The following is a 21,366-nucleotide window of genomic DNA, read 5'->3' as shown; positions in this document are numbered from 1 at the left end:
CCGACCAAGGAGGGCCCCATCGTGCCGCACCTCGCACGCCGGCCGTGGACCGCGGCGGTCGCCGCGCTCTGCGCCGGCGCCGCGGCCGCGGCGACCGCAGGCATCATGGCGCTGAGCGCCACACCCGCCTCGGCCGCGGCACTACCGAAGTTCGACCACGTCGTGATCGTCGTCCACGAGAACACGAACTACGAAGACGTGGTCGGCAACGCACAGATGCCCTACATCAACTCGCTCATCAGCGGCGGCGCCTCGTTCACGAACTTCCACGGCGAGTCGCACCCCAGCCAGGGCAACTACTTCGCGATGTTCTCCGGCGCCACCCAAGGCGCCACCTCGGACTCCTGCCCCGAACCCGGCCAGCCGTACAGCGCCGACAACCTCGGCAAGCAACTCCTCGACGCCGGGAAGACCTTCGGCAGCTACAACGAGGACTGGGACGGCAACCCGGCCACCTGCACGACCGCCAAGTACGCGCGCAAGCACAACCCGTGGTTCGCGTTCTCCAACGTGCCCACCAGCACCGCGCACAAGATGAGCGACTTCCCCACCGACTACACCCAACTGCCCACCGTGTCCTTCGTCGTGCCGAACCTGTGCAACGACATGCACGACCCCGGATGCACCGCCACCGGCGACACCTGGACCAAGAACAAACTCGACGGCTACGCCCAGTGGGCCAAGACGCACAACAGCCTGCTGATCGTCACCTGGGACGAGGACGCGTTCCGCTCCCAGAACCAGATCGCCACGGTCTACTACGGCGCGAACGTCAAAACCGGGACCTACGGCACCAACTACAACCACTACAACACCATGCGCACCCTCGAGGACATGTACGGGCTGCGCACCTCCGGCCAGGCCTCCAACGTCTCCGCGATCAGCGAAGTGTGGAACGGCGGCACCAGCTCGCCGCCCGCCGTCGCCAACCCCGGACCGCAGGCATCCGTCGTCGGCCAAGCCGTCAACGTGCCGCTGTCGGTGAGCGGCGGAACCGCGCCGTACACCTGCACGTTCACCGGACTCCCACCCGGCCTGTCCAACCCGTCGAACGGCTGCGCGGTGCAGGGCACGCCGACCGCACAAGGCACCTACAACGTGTCCGCCACAGCCAAGGACAGCATCAACCAGACCTCCGCGGCCGTGTCCTTCACCTGGACGGTCAGCCCGAGCGGCGGAGGCGGGACCGCACCCGCCGTCACCAACCCCGGCAATCAGAGCACCCCGACCGGCACTGCCGTCAACCTGCAAGTGCAGACCACCGGTTCGCCCGCACCCACCTGCACGGCCACCGGGCTGCCCGCCGGCCTGTCGATCAGCTCCGGCTGCCTCGTCACCGGCACCCCCACGACCGCGGGCACATCCAACGCGACCGTCACGGCGACCAACTCGGCAGGGACCGCCTCCACGTCGTTCACCTGGACGGTCACCCCGCCCGCGAGCGGCCTGCGCGTCACCAACCCCGGCAACCAGAAGTCGACGTTCAACAAGAGCGTCAGCCTCACCCTGCAAGTCGCCGGCGGCACCGCGCCCTACACCTGCTCCGCCACCGGCCTGCCCACCGGCCTGTGGATGAACCCGACCAACTGCCAGATCAGCGGCAGCGCGTGGAGCACCGGCACCACCAACGTGTCCGTCACCGCGAAGGACGCGGCCGGCGCCACCGCAAGCATCTCGTTCACGTGGACGGTCGCGTGGTTCTGACCCTCCGCCCCTGACGGGCAACCGTCCCGATGACCGGCCGGTGCGCGGACCCCATTCCCCGGGGCCCGCGCACCGACCCCGTCCACGCAGGAGCTTGCATGTACCTGTCGACCAGCCGCGGCACCGACATCTCCGGCGGCATCCGCGCCTCGCCCGCCACCCCGCCCGGCGGCAGGCCGCCCCGCGGACGCCGCGCCGCCCGCGCCTTCCGCACCGTCCCGCCGAACGTGCTGGCCCTCGGACTGGTCTCCCTGGTCACCGACATCTCCAGCGAGATGGTGACCGCCATCCTGCCCGTCTACCTCGTCCTCGGCCTCGGCCTGTCCCCGCTCGCGTTCGGCATGCTCGACGGCCTCAACAACGGCGCCACCGCCGCCCTGCGCATCGCCGGCGGCCACGTCGCCGACCGCACCCGCCGCCACAAACCCGTCGCCGCCACCGGCTACGGCCTGTCCGCCGCCGCCAAACTCGCCATCCCCGCCGTGTCGTCCGTCCCCGGCATCGGCACCGTCATCGCCGTCGACCGCGCCGGCAAAGGCATCCGCACCGCACCCCGCGACGCCCTCATCTCCCTCTCCGCACCTGCCGACGCCCAAGGCCGCGCCTTCGGCGTCCACCGCGCCCTCGACACGGCCGGCGCCCTCCTCGGCCCGCCCGCCGCCCTCGCCGTCCTGTGGTTCGCCGCCCAGGCCTACGACGCGGTCTTCGTGGTCAGCTTCTGCCTCGCCGCCTTCGGCGTCCTGCTGCTGCTCCTCTACGTCCGCGAAGTCCCCACCGGACCCGCCGGACCCGCAGGACCGGCCGCACCCCGCGCCCGGATCCGCGACGCGCTCGCCGTCCTCCGCGTCCCCGGCTTCGCCCGCGTCTGCGCGTACGCCACCGTCCTCGGCGCCGCCACCATCGGCGACGGCATGGTCTACCTCCTCCTCCAACGCGCCGTAGACCTGCGCCCGCACCTCTTCCCCCTGCTCCCCTTCGGCACCTCGCTGGCGTTCCTCGCCCTCGCCGTCCCCGTCGGCCTCCTCGCCGACCGCTGGGGCCGCCTCCGCGTCTTCCTCGCCGGCCACGCCGTCCTCTTCGCCTGCTACGCCGCCCTCGCCACGCCCCTCCCGGCGGCCGCCGCGATCGCCCTCCCCCTCCTCCTGCTCGGCGCCTTCTACGCCGCCACCGACGGCGTCCTCATGGCCCTCGCCGCGCCCCTCGCCCCCGCCCACCTCCGTGGCGGCTCCCTCGCCCTCGTGCAGACCGGCCAAGCCGCGGGCCGCGCCGCCGGCGCCGTCGCCTTCGGCGCGGCCTGGACCACCTGGGGCCCGCACACCGCGCTGACCGCGGCCGGGACGGCCCTGGCCGCCGCCACCGGCACCGCCTGGCTCGTCTCGCGACGGCACCCGATTCCCGCTCCGTCCCCGGCGCCCGCTGCCGCTTCCGCCCCCGCTGCCCCCGCTGCCCCCGAGGAGACCGCCGGATGACCCGGACCGCGCGCTTCGCCGTCCTCGCCGTCGCCACCGCACTCCTGGCCGGCATCGCCGTCGCCTACACCTGGCACGCCTCGGGCCGTGCCGGCCAGGGCCCCGAGCAAGCCTTCTCCGACGTCGCCCTGGACCCGCCCGGCCGCATCCTCTTCCGCACCACCATGGCCGGCTCCGGACGCGACCACGTCGCCGCCCTCGACCTGTCCGCCACCGGCACATCCGACGGCGACGACGGCCGCGCGATCTCCCCCACCGCCTGCCTCGTCTTCCACGCCGCCCACGGCACCGGCGTCTGCCTCAAACTCGCCAACGCCGCCCTGCACACCTACAACGCGGTCATCCTCGACGACCACCTGCGCCCCATCGACACCCGCGAAACCGCCGGCACTCCGTCCCGCGCCCGCGTCTCCCCCACCGGCAACCTCGCCGCCTGGACCACCTTCGTCGGCGGCGAGTCCTACGCCGGGATCGACTTCGCCACCCGCACCGCCATCCTCGACCGGCGCAGCGGCACCCTCTACGACAACCTCGAGAACTTCCGCGTGATCCGCGACGGCAAGCCCTACCAAGCCGCCGACATCAACGTCTGGGGCGTCACCTTCGCCGCCGACGACAACCGCTTCTACGCCACGGTCGCCACCGACGGCCACCGCTACCTGGCCGAGGGCGACCTCGCCGCGCGCACCCTGCGCACCCTCCACGACAACGTCGAATGCCCGTCCCTCTCCCCCGACGGCACCCGCATCGCCTACAAGAAGCGCCTCCCCGACGCCGACCCGTCCCGCCCCTGGCGCCTCTACACCCTCGACCTCCGCACCGGCACCGAGACCGCCACCGCGGAAACCCGCACCCTCGACGACCAAGCCGAGTGGCTCGACAACACCACCGTCCTCTACACCCTCCCGGGTGACCTCCGCGCCGACATCTGGTCGACCCCGGCGGACGGCGGGGGGAAGCCGAAGGTGCTGGTGAAGTACGCCTTGTCGCCGACGGTCCTCCGCGGCTGACCCGCGGCTGGGGCTGGTCTGCGCCCGTTCCCGCCTACGCCGCGCGGCGCTCGAACCGCGCCGTCACGCCAGTGGCCGACCACGTCAGCGTGACGTCGGAGTCCAAGGCGCGGGCGAGCCGTTCGAGCAGTTCCGGAGTGGGCACCGTGCCGCTCTCCTCCGCGCACACGATGTCGTCCTCGACCAGCCCGGCGCGCTCCGCCAACTCGGCCTCCGACCACCCCGCCGCCTTGCGCGCGTCGTAGACCGCCTTCGCGAACGCCATCGCCGCTGCCGCGTCCGCCCGCTGCCGCCGCGCCTCCGCATCGAACGGCTCGACCGAACCTGCCAGCAACGCGTCCCTACGCCGCCTCATAGCGGATCGCGCATCCATGAATGAAGGCTACTCCCGGGTGAATACGCCGACCGCGACATCGTGCTCCTCCGCGCAGACCTTGCGGGCGAGCTTCGCCCGCTCCACCTGCCGGGTCTCGCGGTCGCGGGTTTTGGCGAAGACGGTCAGCAGCACGACGCGCCGCTGGGGTGCGATCCAAGAGGTGATCCGCATGCTGAGCGGGTGCAGCCGGATCCGCAGCTCGCGCACGCCGTCACCCAGTGATTTCGCGTACGGCTCGTCCAGCGTCGTCGCGTTCTCCGCAAGCAAGTCGGCCAGCTCCGCAACACCCCGATACTCGGCAATCGGCAGCGACTCGAGCCAACCGCGCACTTCGGGCTCGAGTTCGATCACATACCGTTCGATCACGGTGGGGAGTCTCGCGCTTACAGAGCATGACCGAAGGCGAGTTCCGGATAGTCATCTCATCCGACCCCGCAGAGCACCCGGCCGCCTCCGTTCCCGCACGCCGGGCGGCTCCCCGATATCCGCTGGTCACCCCACCCCCCGCCATGCCTATCCTGGACGGCGTATGGATACGCCGCCCGTCTCTCCGCTTGCCGCTTTGCGGGACCGTTTGTCTGGTGTGACCCTGCGTGACGAGCGTCGGTTGGCGCGGCGGATCGACGGGGCACGCCGGATCCGGGATCCCGAAGCGCGCACAGCCATCGCCGCCGACCTGGCGGAAGCCGTGGAATCCGCCGAGCTGAAGGCGGACCTGCGGCGCGCCGCCGTGCCGCGGATCGAGTACCCCGAACAGCTGCCGGTCTCGCAGAAGAAGGACGAGATCCTCGCCGCGATCCGCGACCACCAGGTCGTGATCGTCGCGGGCGAGACCGGGTCGGGGAAGACCACCCAGCTCCCGAAGATCTGCCTGGAACTCGGCCGCGGCATCCGCGGCCTGGTCGGCCACACGCAGCCGCGCCGGCTCGCCGCGCGGACCGTGGCCGACCGGATCGCCGAGGAGCTGAAGACCCCGCTCGGGTCCACGGTCGGCTACAAGGTCCGGTTCAACGACCAGGTCTCCGACGCGTCGCTGGTCAAGCTCATGACCGACGGCATCCTGCTCGCCGAACTGCAGACCGACCGCGACCTCCTGCAGTACGACACGCTGATCATCGACGAAGCCCACGAGCGCAGCCTCAACATCGACTTCATCCTCGGCTACGTCAAACAGCTCCTCCCCCGCCGCCCCGACCTCAAGGTCGTCATCACCTCCGCGACGATCGACCCCGAGCGGTTCTCCCGGCACTTCGGCGACGCGCCGATCGTCGAGGTGTCCGGCCGCACCTACCCGGTCGAGGTCCGCTACCGCCCGCTCGTCGCCGACAGCGAGGCCGAGCAGGACGACCGCGACCAGGTCCAGGGCATCATCGACGCGGTCAAGGAGCTCCAGGCCGAAGGCCCCGGCGACGTCCTGGTCTTCCTGTCCGGCGAGCGCGAGATCCGCGACACCGCCGAAGCGCTCGGCAAGCAGCAGCTGCGCAACACCGAGATCCTGCCGCTGTACGCGCGCCTCTCGTCGGCCGAACAGCACCGCGTCTTCCAGGCGCACTCCGGGCGGCGCGTCGTCCTCGCCACGAACGTCGCCGAGACCTCGCTGACCGTCCCCGGCATCAAGTACGTCGTCGACCCGGGCAGCGCCCGCATCTCCCGCTACAGCCACCGCACCAAGGTCCAGCGCCTGCCCATCGAGGCCGTCTCCCAGGCGTCGGCGAACCAGCGCAAGGGCCGCTGCGGGCGTACCTCCGACGGCATCTGCATCCGGCTGTACTCCGAGGACGACTTCGTGGCCCGCCCGGAGTTCACCGACCCGGAGATCCTGCGCACCAACCTGGCGTCCGTCATCCTCCAGATGACCGCGATCGGTCTCGGCGACATCGCCGCGTTCCCGTTCATCGACCCGCCGGACCGCCGCAACATCAAGGACGGCGTCGACCTCCTCCAGGAACTCGGCGCGATCGACCCGGCCGCCACGGACGTCCGCAAGCGCCTCACCCCCGTCGGCCGCCAACTCGCGCAGCTCCCCGTCGACCCGCGCATGGCGCGCATGGTCCTGGAAGCCGACCGCAACAACTGCGTCCGCGAAGTCATGGTCATCGCCGCCGCGCTGTCCATCCAGGACCCGCGCGAACGCCCGGCCGACAAGAAGGAGCAAGCCCAGCAGCAGCACGCCCGGTTCGTCGACAAGGAAGCCGGTTCGGACTTCCTGACGTACCTCAAGCTGTGGGACTACCTCAAGGAACAGCAGAAGGAACGCTCCTCGTCGGGCTTCCGCCGCATGTGCAAGCAGGAGTTCCTCAACTACCTGCGGATCCGCGAGTGGCAGGACGTCTACAGCCAACTCCGGCAGACCGTGAAGCAGATGGGCATCAGCATCGGCGACCAGCCCGCCGACGCGCAGCGCATCCACACGTCGATCCTCATCGGCCTGCTGAGCCACATCGGCCTGTACGACGCGGCCAAACGCGAATACGGCGGCGCGCGCGGGACCCGCTTCGCGGTCTTCCCCGGGTCGTCGCTGTTCAAGAAGCCGCCGCGCTGGGTGATGTCCGCCGAACTGGTGGAGACCAGCCGCCTGTGGGCGCGCGTCAACGCCCGCATCGAGCCGGAGTGGATCGAGCCGCTCGCCGAGCACCTCGTCAAACGCAGCTACAGCGAACCGCACTGGGAGCAGCGGGCGGGCGCGGTCATGGCGTTCGAGAAGGTCACGCTGTACGGCGTGCCGATCGTCGCCCAGCGCAAGGTCAACTACGGGAAGATCGACGCCGAGCTGTCCCGCGAACTCTTCATCCGGCATGCGCTGGTGGAAGGCGACTGGCGCACCCACCACGCGTTCCTGAAGGAGAACCGGGCGCTGCTCGAAGAGGTCGAGGAGCTGGAGCACCGGGCCCGGCGCCGCGACATCCTCGTCGACGACGAGACCCTGTTCGACTTCTACGACCGGCGCGTCGGCAAGGACGTCGTCTCCGGACGGCACTTCGACTCCTGGTGGAAGAAGGCCCGGCACCAGCAGCCGGATCTGCTGAGCTTCGAGAAGTCGATGCTCATCAACGACCGTGCGGGCGGCATCGACGAGGCCGACTACCCGGACTTCTGGACGCAGGGCGACCTCAACCTGCCGCTGACCTACCAGTTCGAGCCCGGCAACGCGGCCGACGGCGTCACCGCGCACATCCCGCTGGCCGTCCTCGGCCAGGTCGTCCAGGACGGCTTCGACTGGCAGATCGCCGGTCTGCGCGAGGAGTTGGTCACCGAACTGATCCGCTCCCTGCCGAAGACGCTGCGCCGCAACTTCATCCCGGCACCGGACGTCGCCCGCGCCGCGCTGGCCGCCATGAAGCCGCGTCAGCAGCCGCTGGCCTTGGCCCTCGCCCGCGAATTGCAGCGGCTCAAGGCCATCCCCGTGCCGCCGGAGAGCTGGGACTTCAGCCGGATACCGGAACACCTGCGGATCACCTTCCGGGTCGAGGACGACCGGGGCCGCATGCTCGCCGAAGGCAAGGACCTCGCCGAACTCAAGCTGCGTCTGAAGCCCAAGTCGCAGGCCAAGCTGTCGCGCGCCGCGGATTCGGTGGAACGCACGGGGCTGAAGGAATGGGGCGACCTGGGCACGCTGCGGCGCACGTTCGAGACGACGCGCGACGGGCACCCGGTGAAGGGTTATCCGGCGCTCGTCGACGAGGGCGACAGCGTGGCGGTACGCGTGTTCGAAACGGAGGCCGAGCAGGCCGCGGCGATGTGGCGGGGCACCCGCCGGCTGCTGATGCTGGGTGTCAACTCGCCGGTCAAGGCGATCTCCGGCCGCCTCCCCAACCGGGCGAAGCTCGCGCTGAGCCACAACCCGCACCAGAACATCGCCGACCTGTTCGACGACTGCGTGGCCTGCGCGGTCGACAAGATCATGACGGACGCGGGCGGCCCGGCCTGGGACGCGGAGTCCTTCGGCAAGCTCCTCGCCCGCGTGCGGGCCGACCTTCCGGCGACCACCGAGGACACCGTCGTCAAGGTCGAGCGGATCCTCACCGTGCACCATGCGCTGGAGGTCAAGCTCAAGGGCACGACGAGCCTGGCGCTGGTCCCGGCCCTGACCGACATCCGCGCGCAATCGGCGGGCCTGGTCCACCGCGGCTTCGTCGCCGAGGCGGGCTGGCGCCGGCTGCCGGACGTCCTGCGCTACCTGCGCGGCATCGAACGGCGCCTGGCGAAGCTGCCGAACGACCCGCACGGGGACCGGCATCGCATGCTCAAGCTGACCGACTTGCAGGAGGCGTACGCGGCACGCCTGGCCGCGGTGCCTGCCGGGCGCACGGTGCCGGACGAGCTGACGCAGGTCCGGTGGATGCTGGAGGAGTTGCGGATCAGCTACTTCGCGCAGTCGTTGGGGACGCCGTACCCGGTGTCGGACAAGCGGATCCTCAAGGCGCTGGAGGGCTAGGTCCATGACGGGGACGGTCGACGGGGAACCGGTCGACAGGGAACCGGTCGGCGGCGGATCGGTCGGCGCCGAACCGGTGTCCTACCGCATCACCTTCGTCTGCACCGGCAACATCTGCCGCTCGCCGATGGCGGAGTGGGTGTTCCGGCACCACATCACCGAAGCCGGCCTCGCCGACACGGTGATCGTGGACAGCTCCGGCACCGAAGGCTGGCACCACGGCAAGCCCGCCGACCACCGCACCGACGCCACCCTGCGCAAGCACGGCTACGCGACGGGACACGCGGCACGCCCCTTCGACGCGCGCTGGTTCCCGTCCTACGACCTCGTCATAGCCCTGGACTCCGACCACCACCGCGAACTCCGCCGCCGCGCACCGGACGACGCCTCGCGGGCCAAGGTCCGCCTGCTCCGCGAATTCGACCCGACCGCGCCCGACTTGGACGTCCCGGACCCCTACTACGGGGAGCTGGACGGCTTCGAGGACGTGCTCCGCATGATCGAGTCGGCCACGCCGGGCATGCTGGACGAGGTCCGGCGGGGGTTGGCGGAGCGGGCGTAGGTTCGGCCTGGGGACCACGTCCGGTGGAGCGTGTTGGCCTCGTCGCCCCTCGTACCGTGCCGGTCAGTCGTGGTGGCCGATCGACCGTCGATGTCTGGCGCTCATGGTGTGGAAAACCTTCTTCGTTTCCCAACGGGTTTCATCGAGCATGCGCACGACGCCGTAGGACGCAATATCGCGGTCGAGGGGTTTGTCGTAGTTGGCGAAGGAGAACCACAGCGCGGCATCGACACCTTCGTCCTCGAAGATGTCCAGCAGTTCGTCGAGGTAGCGCGCTTGCTCGTCCTCGTCCGGGATCGCTCCCGGTGGCGGTTGCCAGGCCATGCCGCCCAGGTCGCCGGCACCGCGGTAGGCGCACGTACCGTACTCGGTGATGGCGACCGGTTTACCGTGGGAGCGCAGTTCGCGCAGGTACGTGCGGAAGTCTCCGGCATTCCGCGCGTCTCGATACGCATCGACGCCCACCAGATCGAACGGTTCCCAGTCGACGGGCTCCCAAGAGCCGGCGGCATAAGTGACCCTCCCACCGAAGTGGGCGCGCACCGTCGTCGCGGCTTGGACGAGGAAAGCGTTGAGTCGTTCCGGGATCGGCCCAAGGGAGGTCCACCACTGCAGATCGGCGGTGGCCATGGCGCGGAGGCGGTCGCGGTAGGTCTCACCGGGGAGGAACCCGTAGGCGAAGGCACTGAGTTCACAGCCGGCGACAAACACCACCTCCGCGCCTCCCTCGCGCAGGGCCTCAGCGCGACGGGCGCAGTCGGCGAAGAACGGCAGGATGCCACCAGCCGCCGCGCGACGAGGTAGCCCGATCCGAAACTGTGGCTCAGTCCGCGACGCCGCACCGACTGACGGTCGCCGAGCGCGGACACACCCACGCACCACCGGCCTCCCTCAATCCGCGGCACCCACCGATTACTGTCGATTCCCCGCCCGACTCCCCCGACTCTCCCGACTCTCCCGGAGCCCCCATGCCCCGCACCGTGCAGATCACCTTCGACTGCGGCGACCCCGCCGCCCTCGCCGCGTTCTGGGCCGAGGCCCTCGGCTACCAAATCCAGTCCCCGCCACCGGGGTTCGCGTCCTGGGATGCCGCCCTCGAAGCCTGGGGCGTGCCGCCCGAGCACCGCAACGACGCCTCCGCCGCCGTCGACCCCGAAGGCTCCGGCCCGCGGCTCTTCTTCCAGAAGGTGCCCGAGGGCAAGCAGGCCAAGAACCGCGTCCACCTCGACGTCCGCGCGGCGCCCGACCTCCAGGGCGACGCCCGCATGGCCGCGCTCGAAGCCGAGGCCGAACGCCTGTCCGGGCTCGGCGCCACCCGCGAACAGCGGTTCGAACCCGAACCCCCGATGGGCGCCGGGCATATCGTCATGCGCGACCCCGAAGGCAACGAGTTCTGCCTGGACTGAGGACGAATGTCACAGAGAACCGGGGACAGTCGTCACACAGAACCGAGAACCCCCCTCACGCAGATGGGACCAGCATGTCCGAGCGCCTCCAGCTCAACCAGAAGGTCATCGACGAGTTCCGCGCCGCCGCCGGGATCGTCGGCGGCGACTTCCAAGGCGTCCCGCTCCTCCTCACCACCACCGGCGCCCGCACCGGCACCCCGCGCACCATGCCCGTGACCTACCTCGCCGACGGCGACCGCCTGATCGTCTTCGCCGCCAACGGAGGCCGCCCGAACCGCCCGGGCTGGTACCACAACCTCCTCGCCGCCCCCACCGCCACCGTCGAGGTCGGCACCGAGACGTACCAGGCCGACGCCACGGTCGTCGAGGGATCGGAACGCGATCGGCTCTGGGCCCGCCAACTCCCCCACACCCCCTACTTCGAGGACTTCGAGACCCGCTCCGGCCGCCCGATCCCGGTCATCGCGCTGACCCGAATCGCATGACGACCGGCCCCGCCCCGGACCCGACCTCCTCCCCCGGCCCGGGCCCGCCCCCCTCACCCGACCCGGGCCCCATCCGCGGAATCCTCTTCGATGTCGACCGCACCCTCTTCGACTACGACACCTCCGAAGAACACGGCCTCCTCGCCCACCTCGACGACGAAGGCCTCATCGGTCACTTCCCCACCCCCGCCGCCGCGCTCCGGCTCTGGCGCGAGATCCTCGACGAGGCCTACGCCGCCTACCTCGCCGGCGCACTCACCTTCGCCGAACAACAGCGCGTCCGCACACGCCGGTTCCTCGCCCGGATCGACCGCTTCCCCGCCGACGGCATGTCCGACGCCGACGCCACCGCCTGGTTCGCCGGCTACGCCGCCCACCGCGACGCCCGCTGGGCGGCCTTCCCCGACGCGGAGCCCCTGCTCCGCGCCCTGGCCCCCGCCTACCGGCTCGGCGTCGTGTCCAACTCCGCCGTCGCCCACCAACGGCGCAAGCTCGGCATCATCGGCCTGCTCCCGTACCTTGACACGGCCCTCATCTGCTCCGAAGACCACGGCGCGCCCAAACCCGACCCCACGATCTTCCTGGCCGGCTGCGCCGCCCTCGGCCTCCCGCCCTACCAAGTCCTGTTCCTGGGCGACAACTACGCCGCCGACGCGATCGGCGCCCGCGACGCGGGCCTGATCCCCTGCTGGCTCGACCGCAACGCCACCGACGACGGAACCGCCGCACGCGACGGCATCCCCGTCATCCGCACCCTCGCCGAACTTCCGGGCGTGCTGTCCCGCACCCGGCACCACACCAATGGCAGCTGAAATCAGCCGAGTTCGCCCCCCGCTGGGGCCGCGGCGCGGCCCCACACCAGCCGCACCCGGTTCCTCCGCCCCGCACCTCTCGGACCCGCCAACCCGATCCGCGCCGCCGGCTCGCGGACATCCGCCTCCCCCGCCGACGGCGCGAGCACGAACCGCTGTCGCTCCACGACGGCTTCGACCCGCACCCACCCCCACCGGCGCCACAACGCAGGCCGCAGCACGATCAGCTCGTCGACATCCCCCAGCGCGACCACCCGCTCCGGCCTGCGCCCCACCCGCATCCCCAGCCAAGGTGCGTCGACCGCCACCACCGACCGCACCCGCACGAACTCCACAGCGGCAGAACCGAGCTGCACCAACGCAGCCGCCAACGCCACCCGCCCGGCGGATATCCCCCACATCCACACCGGCCCCGTCACCGCCAGGTACGCGAACGGCACCACCGCCCAGTGCCGCAGCTGCAACACCGTGACCGCGGCCATCCCCCGCACCGACGTCCGCGGCACACTCAACGCCGAAGCCGCCCGGAACGCCGCTCCCCCTCAGCCGAAATCGACAGAAGGCACGCCATCGCGCGCTAGTCCGCCGTCGTCACACACGGACCGTCCCCCTCGTCGAACCACCGGTGTTCCGCGGCGGCTTCGACCAGTGGACGCCAAATCTGCCGCGCACCGCGCGCGGCTCCCGGATGCTCGCGGATCATGCGGGCAACCGCACAGCACAGGGCGATCTTCCGGCCCGCTGCCACCGCGACACGCTCGAAGCCGGGAAACGGCTCGTAGCCGAGCATGTGCTCCAGCAGGGAGGCCGCTCCCGCCGCGGCTGCCGGAGCGGCGAGGTCCGCAATGTCCAGCAGAATCGGCGCGGCGGCCACGGCCGTCGGGTACACCGTCGCACTGTGCAGGTGGACGATGCCGCCGGACTCCAGCAGAGCCAGCGATTCGCGCGTCGCGGCCGCGTCCTCCGCCACCGCGAGCGCCCGCAGCGCGGAGCCGCAGTCACCCGGCCGGTACACACCATTCGACGGCCCCGGCACCGCGTTCCACCGCATCAGATCGACAGCCCGCAAAACCCTGTCAAGCTCCCCCACACAGCCCCCGCAACCGCCAACCCCGCCAACCCCGCCAACCCGACGGTCAATTCAACCGAGCCGCCAGCCCACGGCGCAATCGCCGAGGACGCAATCATCGGGCAAACGCAAGTGCCCGGTGCCTCGGAGAATCCTCCGAAGCACCGGGCACCAGTCGGGTCCGCCGGCCGAGCCTCCGGGCCGCAGCCCCCTGGGCCGAGAATCAGCCCATGTGCACGGCACCCTCGCTCGGCAGTGCGTCCTTGCCCGCGTTCACCAGGACCGCCGCGAGAATCGCGCCGACCACCATGATGGCCGCGGCCCAGGCGAAAGCCGTCGTGTAGCCGTCGAGCTGGCTGTCGAAGAACAACTTCTGCTGGACGGCAGGGTCGGCGAGCTGAGCGCCGAGCGAGGCCTTCTTGTCGGCGATGAAGCTGTCGGTCGCCGAGGTCGCCACGCTGTTGAGGAGCGCGGTGCCCAGGGCGCCGCCGACCTGCTGAACGGCGTTGATCGAGGCGCTCGCCGCACCCGCGTCGTGCTCGCCGATCCCGATCAGGGCGGTGCTGGAGACCGACGTGAAGACCAGCCCGAGGCCCAGTCCGATGAGCACCATGCCGGGCAGCATGTGCGTGACGTACTGGCGTTCCACCGTGATGAAGGTGAGCCAGAACGTGCCGCCCGCGGCCAGCAGCGATCCCACGAACAGCGGGATCCGCGGACCGATCTTCGGCAGCAGCGCCGCCGACGCGCCCGCGGTGACCAGCACGCCCGCGGTGATGCCGAGCGCGCCCGCGCCGGCCTTGACCGCGCCGTAGCCGAGCACGATCCGCATGTAATAGATCATGAACAGCGTCGACCCGATGAAGGCGGCGCCGACCAGGAGCATCACCAGCAGCGCCCCGCCGCGGTTGCGGTCGGCGACGATGCGGAGCGGCAGTAGGGCGTGGTTCGTGCGGCTCTCGATGTAGGTGAAGACGACGAGCAGCGCAACGCCGATCACCAGCATCGCCACGGTGAGGCTGTCGGTCCAGCTCTCCTCTGCGGCGCGGGTGAAGCCGTACACGAGGGCGGCGAGACCGAGGGTGACGGTCACGGCGCCCGGGATGTCGTAGCGCGTGTCGCCGTGGGCACGGCTCTCACGCATGATCGGCATCGCCGCCACGATGGCGAGGATGGCGATCGGGACGTTCACCAGGAGGCACCAGCGCCACGACGCGTACTCGGTGAGCACACCGCCGAGCAGCAGGCCGATGGCCGCGCCACCCGCGGAGATGCCGCCGTAGACGGCGAATGCCTTGGCGCGTTCCTTGGCCTCGGTGAAGGTGACGGTGAGCATGGCCAGCGCGGCCGGGGCGAGCAGCGCGGCGAACACGCCCTGGAGGGCACGCGAGCCGAACAGCATGATCTCGTTCTGCGCGGCACCGCCGAGGGCGGACGCCAGCGCGAAGCCGATCATGCCGGTGACGAACGCCTTCTTGCGGCCCCAGAAGTCGGCGATGCGTCCGCCGAGCAGCAGGAGCGCGCCGAACGCGAGCGCGTAGGCGGTCACAACCCACTGCTTGTTGGCGTCCGACATGCCGAGGTCGGCCTGGGCGTCGGGCAGGGCCACGGTCACGATCGTCGCGTCGAGGACGACCATGAGCTGGGCTATGGAGATGATGACAAGCACCCACCAGCGGCGCTTGTCGGCGTCCCCGCCGGGTGTACCCCGGGTGCCGGGGGCTTTGTCGAGAGTGGTTTGGGACATGGGGGTACCCCCGTAAGAGGTTTTCGGACGTACGGAGTCCGCAGGTTGGCTGCGTGGACGACTCGCGCCGCGGAAACTCAGCTGTTTCTGAGCGACGGCAGGATGACGGTGTCGACGAGGCCTTCGAGGTACTCCAGCGTGCAGGCGGTGCCTTCGCAGACCGGACGGTTCGCGACGGCTTGCACGAGCAGCGGCCCGCAGTAGGCCAGCGAGGCCGGGACCCGCTCGAGTTCGCCGCGTTCCACGGCACGCATGACGATTGCTTCGAAGGCCCGGCGTTCGGGCTCGATCAGGACTTCACGGAAGACGGCGGCCAGTTCGGGGTCGCGCGTGACGGCGTGGCCCATGGAGGTCAGCAGTTCGCCGCCGTCGCGGGCGACCTCGGCGAGGGTGCGGGCGACGGTGTGCAGGTCGCCGTCGAGGGTGCCGGTGTCGACGCCCGTGTCGAAGATCGAGTTCAGGTGGCGGAGGGCGGTGCTCACCAGGGTGGGCTTGTTCTGCCACTGGCGGTACAGGGTCGCCTTGCTGGTACGGGCGCGGGCGGAGACGGCGTCCATGGTCAGGGCGTCGTAACCGACCTCGCGGAGCACCTCCACCACGGCGGCCAGCAGTTCGGTCTCGCGCTCGGGCGAGAGCCGGCTGCTGCGGCGCTCGGGTTGCTCGGCTACGGCTGCGGCCACCGGAGGGGTCTCCCATTTTCGGAACGATACGGTTTCGTTTTCTTCAGCGTAGACCCTAACACCATCGAAACGAAACCGTTTCGTACGACCCACAGGATCTTCTCAACAAGTCGCATGTTGTAGTCGAACAGGCACACGGAGTGATTCTGCGCGGGTAGCGTGAGGGCCTCGTCCTGAGGGGGTTTCGATGCCTGGCAGCAAAGACCTTGACCCGTACGTCTCCGCGCGCGCGTTCTATGGGGCCGAGCTGCGGCGCCTGCGCGAGGAGGCGCGCTTGTCGCAAGACGGTTTGGGGGAGCAGGCGTTCTGTTCGGGCGCCTACATCGGACAGTTCGAGGCGGCGGTACGGCGGCCACAGCCGGAGCTGTCGAAGATCTTCGACTTCGTGCTCGGGAGCGGTGAGCACTTGCAGCGACTGTGTCGCCTGGCACGGGAGAGCAAGCACTCCGATTACTTCGCGGACGTGGCGGACTTGGAACCGCTGGCGGCGACCATCAGTGAGTACTCACCAATGCTGTTGCCAGGAATCCTGCAAACCGCTGCATACGCGCGGCGCATCACGCAGATCAGCCACCCATTCGCCGCCGACGACGAGATCGAGAGGTTGGTCGAAGCGCGCATGGAACGCGCGGAGCGGCTGACCAATGCCCGCCATCCGGAAATCTGGGAGGTCGTTCACGAGGCTGCGCTGCGCACCCGGGTGGGGAGCGTCGCAGTCATGCACGAGCAGTTGTTGAATATCGCGGCTGCCATCCGGTCACGGCGCCTGGTCGTCCAAGTGCACCCGAACGACGCCGAGGCCCATCCGTTCATGTACGGCCTGACCTCGATCCTGACATTCGCTGAGGCTCCGGCACTCGTGTATGTGGAGGGCGCCTACAGCGGTCAACTCATCGATGAGCCCAGGCTGGTCGCCCGCTACCAGGCGTCTTACGATGTGGCCAGGGCCACCTCGCTGTCCTTCGAGGCGTCCCTTGACCTGATCGAGTCGATCGCAGAGGGCTACGCAATCCATGATCCAAACGCGTGAGTTGGGCGCAGCGGTTTGGCGCAAGTCGTCGTACAGCAACGGCGACGGCGGCAACTGTGTCGAGGTCGCCGGCAGCGTGCCCGAGGTCGTCCCGGTCCGCGACAGCAAGATCCACGACTCGCCCGTCCTCCTCTTCTCCAACTCCGGGTGGACGTCGTTGGTCGCTTCGGTGAAGTCTTCGCTGGGGAGCTAGGTTCCGCTCCTTCGGCCGCATGGCGCCCTATCCTGGGGGCTCGATCTTGCTCTCCGGGAAGGGCGTTCCATGGCTTCCGTCGACGGCTTCAAGCTGCTCGCCGACGCGCACGACTACCTGCGTACCGTCGTCCGCGGCGTGCCCGCGGACGCGTGGGGGAATCCCACGCCCTGTGCCGAATGGACGGTGCGTCAGGTCTTCAACCACGCCCGCCTCGATCAACTGGCGCTGGTCATGCAGCTCACCGACATCGGTCCGCTGAGTGACCCCTTCTCACCCGACGACGCCGTGGGTGGGGACCCGCTGGCGGATCTCGGGAGCGCGCTGCTGACCGCGACGACCGCGTGGGAGTCGGGGCGGCAGGCGGAGTTCGTGCCGACGCCGATGGGACCGATGCCCGCGTCGGTCGGGGCCGCCGCGGGCGCGCTCGATGCCGCGCTGCACGCGTGGGACATCGCCGTCGCCACCGGCCAGCGCGAGTCGGCGCCACTGAACGACGAACTCGCCTCCGGACTGGAGGACATCGCGAACCAGATCGTCGACTTCGTCCGCAACTCGTTCGGCAAGTACGGCCCCGTCGTCGAGGTCGGCTCCGACGCCTCCCCCGCCGCCAAGCTCCTCGGCTTCTCCGGCCGCAACCCCGCCTGGACCCCCGCCGCTCCCTGATTTCCCTTTCCACAAAGCCATTCCGCGAAAGCCCTCGGCAAAGAGCCCTCCCTGCTCCCCTCATGTCCGGGAGTCTCACGTCGAGGGCCCCGTCACCGCGCACGAGGTGACCACGCCGGTAGGCGGGCTGCGATCGGCGGGGAATCCGCAGCGCCGCCAGTTCCGTGAGTCGCACCGGCGCCCCGGTGTCGGGGCGTGTCAGGTCCACGCCGTGGAGGTGGCAGTGCAACCGCAGCCCGGCGATACCGGAGACCGCGTCGCGCGGGTCGTCGGCCGAATCGTCAAGCCACCGCGCCCACGACTGGCCCAGCGACCAGAGCACGCACCTCCACGACTTCCCCACGGAGAACGACTGGTGGTTCAGCCGGAAACGAGGCGTTCGCGAATTCATCTCGCTGAGACTTCAGTTGCTATACAGTTCGCCGAAGTCCCTGAGCAACCAACGCTCGACCAGTTGGACCCAGAAGCATGGTGCCGAATCGGTCAGGATGCTTCGCCCTCTGTCGAGCGCACCGGCCGCTACACACGGCACAAGGAGGAGGGCTCGTATGAGCAGGCTTGTCTATGGGCAGGCAGGCAAGCAACTAGCCAAGGCGACCAAGCCCCTCAGTGAAGAGGCGACACGGCCCCGCCAGGAGGCAGATACACACGGCACAAGGAGGAGGGCTCGTACGAGCAGGCTTGTCTATGGGCAGGCAGGCAAGCAACTAGCCAAGGCGACCAAGCCCCTCAGTGAAGAGGCGACACGGCCCCGCCAGGAGGCAGAGGCGAACTACCGGGAAATGCTGAAGACGTGGGCGGATGTAAACCTGTCGACCCAGGACGCGCTGACAGACGCTCTCCCGGAGAAGCCCCGTCCCGAGATCATCAGAATCAGGGAATCAATCCCCTACATCAGGGAATTGACGGCCGCTACGAAGAGCGCGCGAGAGGAGATGGAGACGGCGATCGCGGCGGAGCGAGCCCCGAAGCGTGCCGCGCAGCACGCTATCGCCGCGAGACTGCGGGCGCGGCAAGAACGTCGGCTGATGCTCGAACTGTGAAGGCATCGGTCGCACACTCATAGCGCATCGTCGACCGCCTTCACCCGATCCCCAATGATTCGCGGCGTATCGCATCGGGTCGGCGCGGCTACGTCGAGATGAAAGCGCACTTTGACTGAACCATGCTCAAGACCTGTGGATCGGCCCCAGGTGATCGGGCTTGTACCGATCCCTGCGCACCCGCACCACCAGGCCGCGCCGCCGCCGCGCGCCTTACCTGCCGACCAAGCCCGGGAGCTGCTCGCTACGCGGATCCTGCCGACGTGGACAGCGGCCGCCCCGGCGCAACGGACGCCGGTGGTCGTGCTGGTAGCCGGTCAGCCGGGCGCGGGCATGACCGTGGTCGGTGATCTGGTGCAGGGCGCGGTGGATCCGCCTGCAGGAACGCCGAAGGGGGCACGGCAGCCTTGGCTGCTGTCGCGTCCGTGGATGGTCACCCCGGGTATCAGCTCGTCCAACTTCGCTCCGGCGGTGAGGGATTCGCGTACGCCGGCGTAGTGGCGCTGCCAGTCGAGCGGCCAGGCAGGGTTCCAGTCCGGTTCGATCGCCGCCAGGGCCTCGGCGCGTTCGGGGTGGCCGGCCAGGAACCCGGGGCGGCGTTGGTTGGACAGCCACTGCCCGACTGGCCTGTCCGGCGCGGTGGCGGTCTGCGGGGCGGCGAGGGTGCCGTGGTCGGCGAAGTACGCCCGCGCGGCCGCCAGGCCCTCGTCGAAGGCCTCGTCGGCGTAGTCCCAGACCATGCCCAGCCCCTCGAGGCGCTGGACCCGCAGCCCGGTCAACGTGCCCGCGGCGTACACGGTCCGCTGCCGGTTGATCCAGATCCCCAGCGGATACGACCGCCGCGGAGGCCCCGCCGGCCGGGGCGGTGAACGCGCACGGGCAAGCAGCGCGTGAAGGCAGGCGCCGACCATCATCAAGCACATGCTGACCGCTTCCTGCTGCCGGCCGCCTACCTGAAGGAGGCCGGGTGGACTGCTCTGGCGAACCCGGCACAGCCGAGAGAAGCCGCTGACCTACCGGGCCATGCGGCGGATCGGTCGGCACGCGAACGTCGGACTCGGCAACAGCTGGACGCCGCACGACCGCCGCCACACCGCGGCGAGCGGAATCACGTCGACTTTCTTCCCCATCCCCCTCCCACCGGCCCGTCCGACCGTCGATCATGGTGGGGCGCCGCGATCGCGCGCCGGGTGGGGGAGAAAACAGGGTGGGTTCCGTGATGGGGGTATTCCGGCGTGCGCGGAGCCGGCGCAGCGGCGGATGGCGCGCGGTCATCGGCTTCCGGCACGACGCACTCCGGGGGCGCACCGGGCCGGACGATGCCGAGGCCGCGTACCAGCTGGGTGCGCAGCTCTCCCACGCCGCGACCCGAAGCGAGCCGGCCAAGCGCGCCGGCCACGCCAAGCAAGCCAAAGCCGCCGAACGCTGCCTGCGTTCCGCCGCCGAAGCCGGGCACGGCAGGGCCTGCTACACGCTTGCCCTGCACCTCGCGTCCCGCCGCCGGTTCGCGGACGCGCTGCCGTGGATGCGCAAGGCTGCGGCGCACGACATACCCGAGGCCTGCGAGTACGTCGAGTTCTTCGCGACACTGGCCGGCGTCGCACCCGACCCCGCCGTCCCCGAACTCGCCACGCCGCCGGCCGGGCTGACCGCGTCGTACCTGCTGCTGTGGGGCAAGGCCCAGCGCGGCGACACCGAAGCCATGGCGCAGTTGGGCTTCGGCCTCGCCCACACCTCCCCGCATGCCGCGGTCGGCCGGGCGTGGCTGGAAGCATCCGCCGAGCGCGGCCACCACGCGGCCCTGTACGACCTCGCCGCGCTCGCGTTCGGCAACGGCGACGACAGCAAGGCCGGTTACTGGTCCCTGCGCGCGTCGGCCCGAGGCCTCGTGCAGGCCGACGAGATCCTCCGCGCGGTCCTCCCCCGGCTCCAGATCCTCGCCGCCCGCGAAGAACTCGACATAGAATCCCGCCGCCTCCTCAACGAACACCGCGCCCGACACGCCACCGCGCCGTAGGGCGCGTCTGGTGGATATGCGCGCCCCTCACGGCGTCTGGTGCCGTGCCTCGCAAGGCGCGACCCGTTCAAGTCCTCCCTCGACGACCGCTGGAACCGGGGCCGCACGAGCGCCGGGGACGTCGGCGTCTGCTGGGGCCTTGCCGGCCTGGCCTTCCGCGCGTTCGGCGTCTGAACTCTTTCGCCCCCAAGACGTCCGGGTGGGTTGCGGTGCCGGCGGGATTCGAACCCGCGGACGGATAGGGGCAGGCCCGCCCCGTCTCCATCAGTCGACGTGGGAGGGGCCTCACCCACGCCGATTGCCATGGGCCGCTCGGCCACGGCACCGCAACCTGCGGGAATGCGCGCACACCCGCTGCACGCAGGCTAGGCCTCATTCCCCGGTGCGGGCGAACCCCGGACCACGTGCGGGCGCTAGGGCGCGTATCTGGTTGTGATCAACGAGTGGCTCGGGTGAGGTCGTTGATCCAGATCATGGAGGCGCGCAGGTGGAGGCCGGCGAGGTAGCTTTCCGGGGTCTTGTCGTACCGGGTCGCGATGCCCCGCCACGCCTTCAATCGGTTGATCAGGCGCTCGACGGTGTTGCGCTCCTTGTAGAGGTCGGTGTCGTGGGTGACGGGCCTGCCGCCTCTGGAACCCTTCTTCCTCCGGTTGGCGGCC

General features: G+C 70.2%; 21 protein-coding genes, 1 tRNA gene and 2 pseudogenes. 14 read left to right on the top strand and 10 right to left on the bottom strand.

Annotated features, from left to right (window positions below):
• The first annotated feature begins 21 nt into the window (after positions 1-21).
• The 3 genes from ABEA93_RS16700 to ABEA93_RS16690 all read left to right on the top strand — a co-directional run bounded on the left by ABEA93_RS16700 (position 22) and on the right by ABEA93_RS16690 (position 4,183).
• The gene (locus tag ABEA93_RS16700) at positions 22-1,704 is read left to right on the top strand and encodes a putative Ig domain-containing protein (protein ID WP_345676348.1); all 1,683 of its coding nucleotides are present in this window, start codon (positions 22-24) and stop codon (positions 1,702-1,704) included.
• Positions 1,705-1,802: 98 nt separating this feature from the next.
• A complete protein-coding gene (locus ABEA93_RS16695) occupies positions 1,803-3,173 on the top strand; it encodes an MFS transporter (RefSeq protein WP_345676347.1) in 1,371 nt (456 codons plus the stop codon).
• Positions 3,170-4,183, top strand: coding sequence for a TolB-like translocation protein (locus ABEA93_RS16690; RefSeq protein ID WP_345676346.1), 1,014 nt, complete (start codon positions 3,170-3,172; stop codon positions 4,181-4,183). Before ABEA93_RS16695 ends, ABEA93_RS16690 begins: the two co-directional genes overlap by 4 nt.
• Before the next feature lie 34 nt (positions 4,184-4,217).
• Here the strand turns inward: ABEA93_RS16690 and ABEA93_RS16685 are convergent, their stop codons facing one another.
• Together ABEA93_RS16685 and ABEA93_RS16680 are read right to left on the bottom strand one after the other, a co-directional pair.
• Entirely contained in the window at positions 4,218-4,538 is a 321-nt protein-coding gene (locus ABEA93_RS16685; RefSeq protein ID WP_345676345.1) for a helix-turn-helix domain-containing protein, read from the bottom strand.
• Between the two features lie 27 nt (positions 4,539-4,565).
• Positions 4,566-4,925: a type II toxin-antitoxin system RelE/ParE family toxin gene (locus ABEA93_RS16680; protein WP_345676344.1), complete on the bottom strand. Its 360-nt coding sequence runs from the start codon at positions 4,923-4,925 to the stop codon at positions 4,566-4,568.
• 163 nt (positions 4,926-5,088) lie between these two features.
• Between ABEA93_RS16680 and hrpA the strand changes: the two genes are divergently transcribed.
• A complete protein-coding gene (hrpA, locus tag ABEA93_RS16675) occupies positions 5,089-8,994 on the top strand; it encodes an ATP-dependent RNA helicase HrpA (RefSeq protein WP_345676343.1) in 3,906 nt (1,301 codons plus the stop codon).
• Between the two features lie 76 nt (positions 8,995-9,070).
• Positions 9,071-9,556 carry a low molecular weight protein-tyrosine-phosphatase gene (locus ABEA93_RS16670; RefSeq protein WP_345676536.1) on the top strand — a complete coding sequence of 162 codons (486 nt, stop codon included), beginning with the start codon at positions 9,071-9,073 and terminating at the stop codon, positions 9,554-9,556.
• A 63-nt stretch (positions 9,557-9,619) separates the two neighbouring features.
• Here ABEA93_RS16670 and ABEA93_RS16665 read toward each other — a convergent pair whose 3' ends face one another.
• The gene (locus ABEA93_RS16665; RefSeq protein ID WP_345676342.1) at positions 9,620-10,270 is read right to left on the bottom strand and encodes a glycoside hydrolase family 113 protein; all 651 of its coding nucleotides are present in this window, start codon (positions 10,268-10,270) and stop codon (positions 9,620-9,622) included.
• A gap of 254 nt (positions 10,271-10,524) precedes the next feature.
• Here ABEA93_RS16665 and ABEA93_RS16660 point away from each other — a divergent pair, with 254 nt between their 5' ends.
• The 3 genes from ABEA93_RS16660 to ABEA93_RS16650 all read left to right on the top strand — a co-directional run bounded on the left by ABEA93_RS16660 (position 10,525) and on the right by ABEA93_RS16650 (position 12,262).
• Positions 10,525-10,962: a VOC family protein gene (locus ABEA93_RS16660; protein ID WP_345676341.1), complete on the top strand. Its 438-nt coding sequence runs from the start codon at positions 10,525-10,527 to the stop codon at positions 10,960-10,962.
• Between the two features lie 74 nt (positions 10,963-11,036).
• Positions 11,037-11,450, top strand: a complete 414-nt coding sequence (locus ABEA93_RS16655; RefSeq protein ID WP_345676340.1) for a nitroreductase/quinone reductase family protein — start codon at positions 11,037-11,039, stop codon at positions 11,448-11,450.
• On the top strand, positions 11,447-12,262 hold the full coding sequence (locus ABEA93_RS16650) for an HAD family hydrolase (protein ID WP_345676339.1): 816 nt from the start codon (positions 11,447-11,449) through the stop codon (positions 12,260-12,262). The genes ABEA93_RS16655 and ABEA93_RS16650 overlap by 4 nt, the downstream gene beginning before the upstream one ends.
• A gap of 2 nt (positions 12,263-12,264) precedes the next feature.
• Here ABEA93_RS16650 and ABEA93_RS16645 read toward each other — a convergent pair whose 3' ends face one another.
• The 4 genes from ABEA93_RS16645 to ABEA93_RS16630 all read right to left on the bottom strand — a co-directional run bounded on the left by ABEA93_RS16645 (position 12,265) and on the right by ABEA93_RS16630 (position 15,758).
• Positions 12,265-12,744, bottom strand: coding sequence for a hypothetical protein (locus ABEA93_RS16645; protein WP_345676338.1), 480 nt, complete (start codon positions 12,742-12,744; stop codon positions 12,265-12,267).
• 95 nt (positions 12,745-12,839) lie between these two features.
• Complete coding sequence (locus tag ABEA93_RS16640; RefSeq protein WP_345676337.1) at positions 12,840-13,352, bottom strand: hypothetical protein; 513 nt, start codon at positions 13,350-13,352, stop codon at positions 12,840-12,842.
• 202 nt (positions 13,353-13,554) lie between these two features.
• On the bottom strand, positions 13,555-15,078 hold the full coding sequence (locus ABEA93_RS16635) for an MFS transporter (RefSeq protein WP_345676336.1): 1,524 nt from the start codon (positions 15,076-15,078) through the stop codon (positions 13,555-13,557).
• A 77-nt stretch (positions 15,079-15,155) separates the two neighbouring features.
• Positions 15,156-15,758, bottom strand: coding sequence for a TetR/AcrR family transcriptional regulator (locus tag ABEA93_RS16630; RefSeq protein ID WP_345676335.1), 603 nt, complete (start codon positions 15,756-15,758; stop codon positions 15,156-15,158).
• Positions 15,759-15,945: 187 nt separating this feature from the next.
• Here ABEA93_RS16630 and ABEA93_RS16625 point away from each other — a divergent pair, with 187 nt between their 5' ends.
• The 5 genes and pseudogenes from ABEA93_RS16625 to ABEA93_RS16605 all read left to right on the top strand — a co-directional run.
• The gene (locus tag ABEA93_RS16625) at positions 15,946-16,788 is read left to right on the top strand and encodes a helix-turn-helix domain-containing protein (protein ID WP_345676334.1); all 843 of its coding nucleotides are present in this window, start codon (positions 15,946-15,948) and stop codon (positions 16,786-16,788) included.
• Positions 16,772-16,981 carry a DUF397 domain-containing protein gene (locus ABEA93_RS16620; RefSeq protein WP_345676333.1) on the top strand — a complete coding sequence of 70 codons (210 nt, stop codon included), beginning with the start codon at positions 16,772-16,774 and terminating at the stop codon, positions 16,979-16,981. Before ABEA93_RS16625 ends, ABEA93_RS16620 begins: the two co-directional genes overlap by 17 nt.
• A gap of 69 nt (positions 16,982-17,050) precedes the next feature.
• Positions 17,051-17,647 carry a TIGR03086 family metal-binding protein gene (locus tag ABEA93_RS16615; RefSeq protein WP_345676332.1) on the top strand — a complete coding sequence of 199 codons (597 nt, stop codon included), beginning with the start codon at positions 17,051-17,053 and terminating at the stop codon, positions 17,645-17,647.
• 548 nt (positions 17,648-18,195) lie between these two features.
• Complete coding sequence (locus tag ABEA93_RS16610) at positions 18,196-18,690, top strand: hypothetical protein (RefSeq protein ID WP_345676331.1); 495 nt, start codon at positions 18,196-18,198, stop codon at positions 18,688-18,690.
• Positions 18,691-18,825: 135 nt separating this feature from the next.
• Positions 18,826-19,017 (top strand): annotated as a pseudogene (locus ABEA93_RS16605) (hypothetical protein); the annotation flags it as partial.
• On the opposite strand, the gene ABEA93_RS16600 reads toward ABEA93_RS16605, so the two are convergent.
• A complete protein-coding gene (locus ABEA93_RS16600; RefSeq protein WP_486394422.1) occupies positions 19,008-19,430 on the bottom strand; it encodes a helicase associated domain-containing protein in 423 nt (140 codons plus the stop codon). The pseudogene ABEA93_RS16605 and the gene ABEA93_RS16600 overlap by 10 nt on opposite strands.
• Before the next feature lie 467 nt (positions 19,431-19,897).
• Between ABEA93_RS16600 and ABEA93_RS16595 the strand changes: the two genes are divergently transcribed.
• Positions 19,898-20,707: an SEL1-like repeat protein gene (locus ABEA93_RS16595; protein ID WP_345676330.1), complete on the top strand. Its 810-nt coding sequence runs from the start codon at positions 19,898-19,900 to the stop codon at positions 20,705-20,707.
• A gap of 207 nt (positions 20,708-20,914) precedes the next feature.
• Here the strand turns inward: ABEA93_RS16595 and ABEA93_RS16590 are convergent.
• Together ABEA93_RS16590 and ABEA93_RS16585 are read right to left on the bottom strand one after the other, a co-directional pair.
• A tRNA-OTHER gene (locus ABEA93_RS16590) sits at positions 20,915-21,033 on the bottom strand.
• Between the two features lie 110 nt (positions 21,034-21,143).
• Positions 21,144-21,366, bottom strand: a pseudogene (locus tag ABEA93_RS16585) (IS5/IS1182 family transposase); the annotation flags it as partial.

Source organism: Yinghuangia aomiensis, assembly GCF_039542225.1.
GTDB lineage: Bacteria > Actinomycetota > Actinomycetes > Streptomycetales > Streptomycetaceae > Yinghuangia > Yinghuangia aomiensis.
The sequence above is the reverse complement of the archived record's forward strand: the minus strand, read 5'-3'. Positions and strand labels throughout refer to the sequence as shown.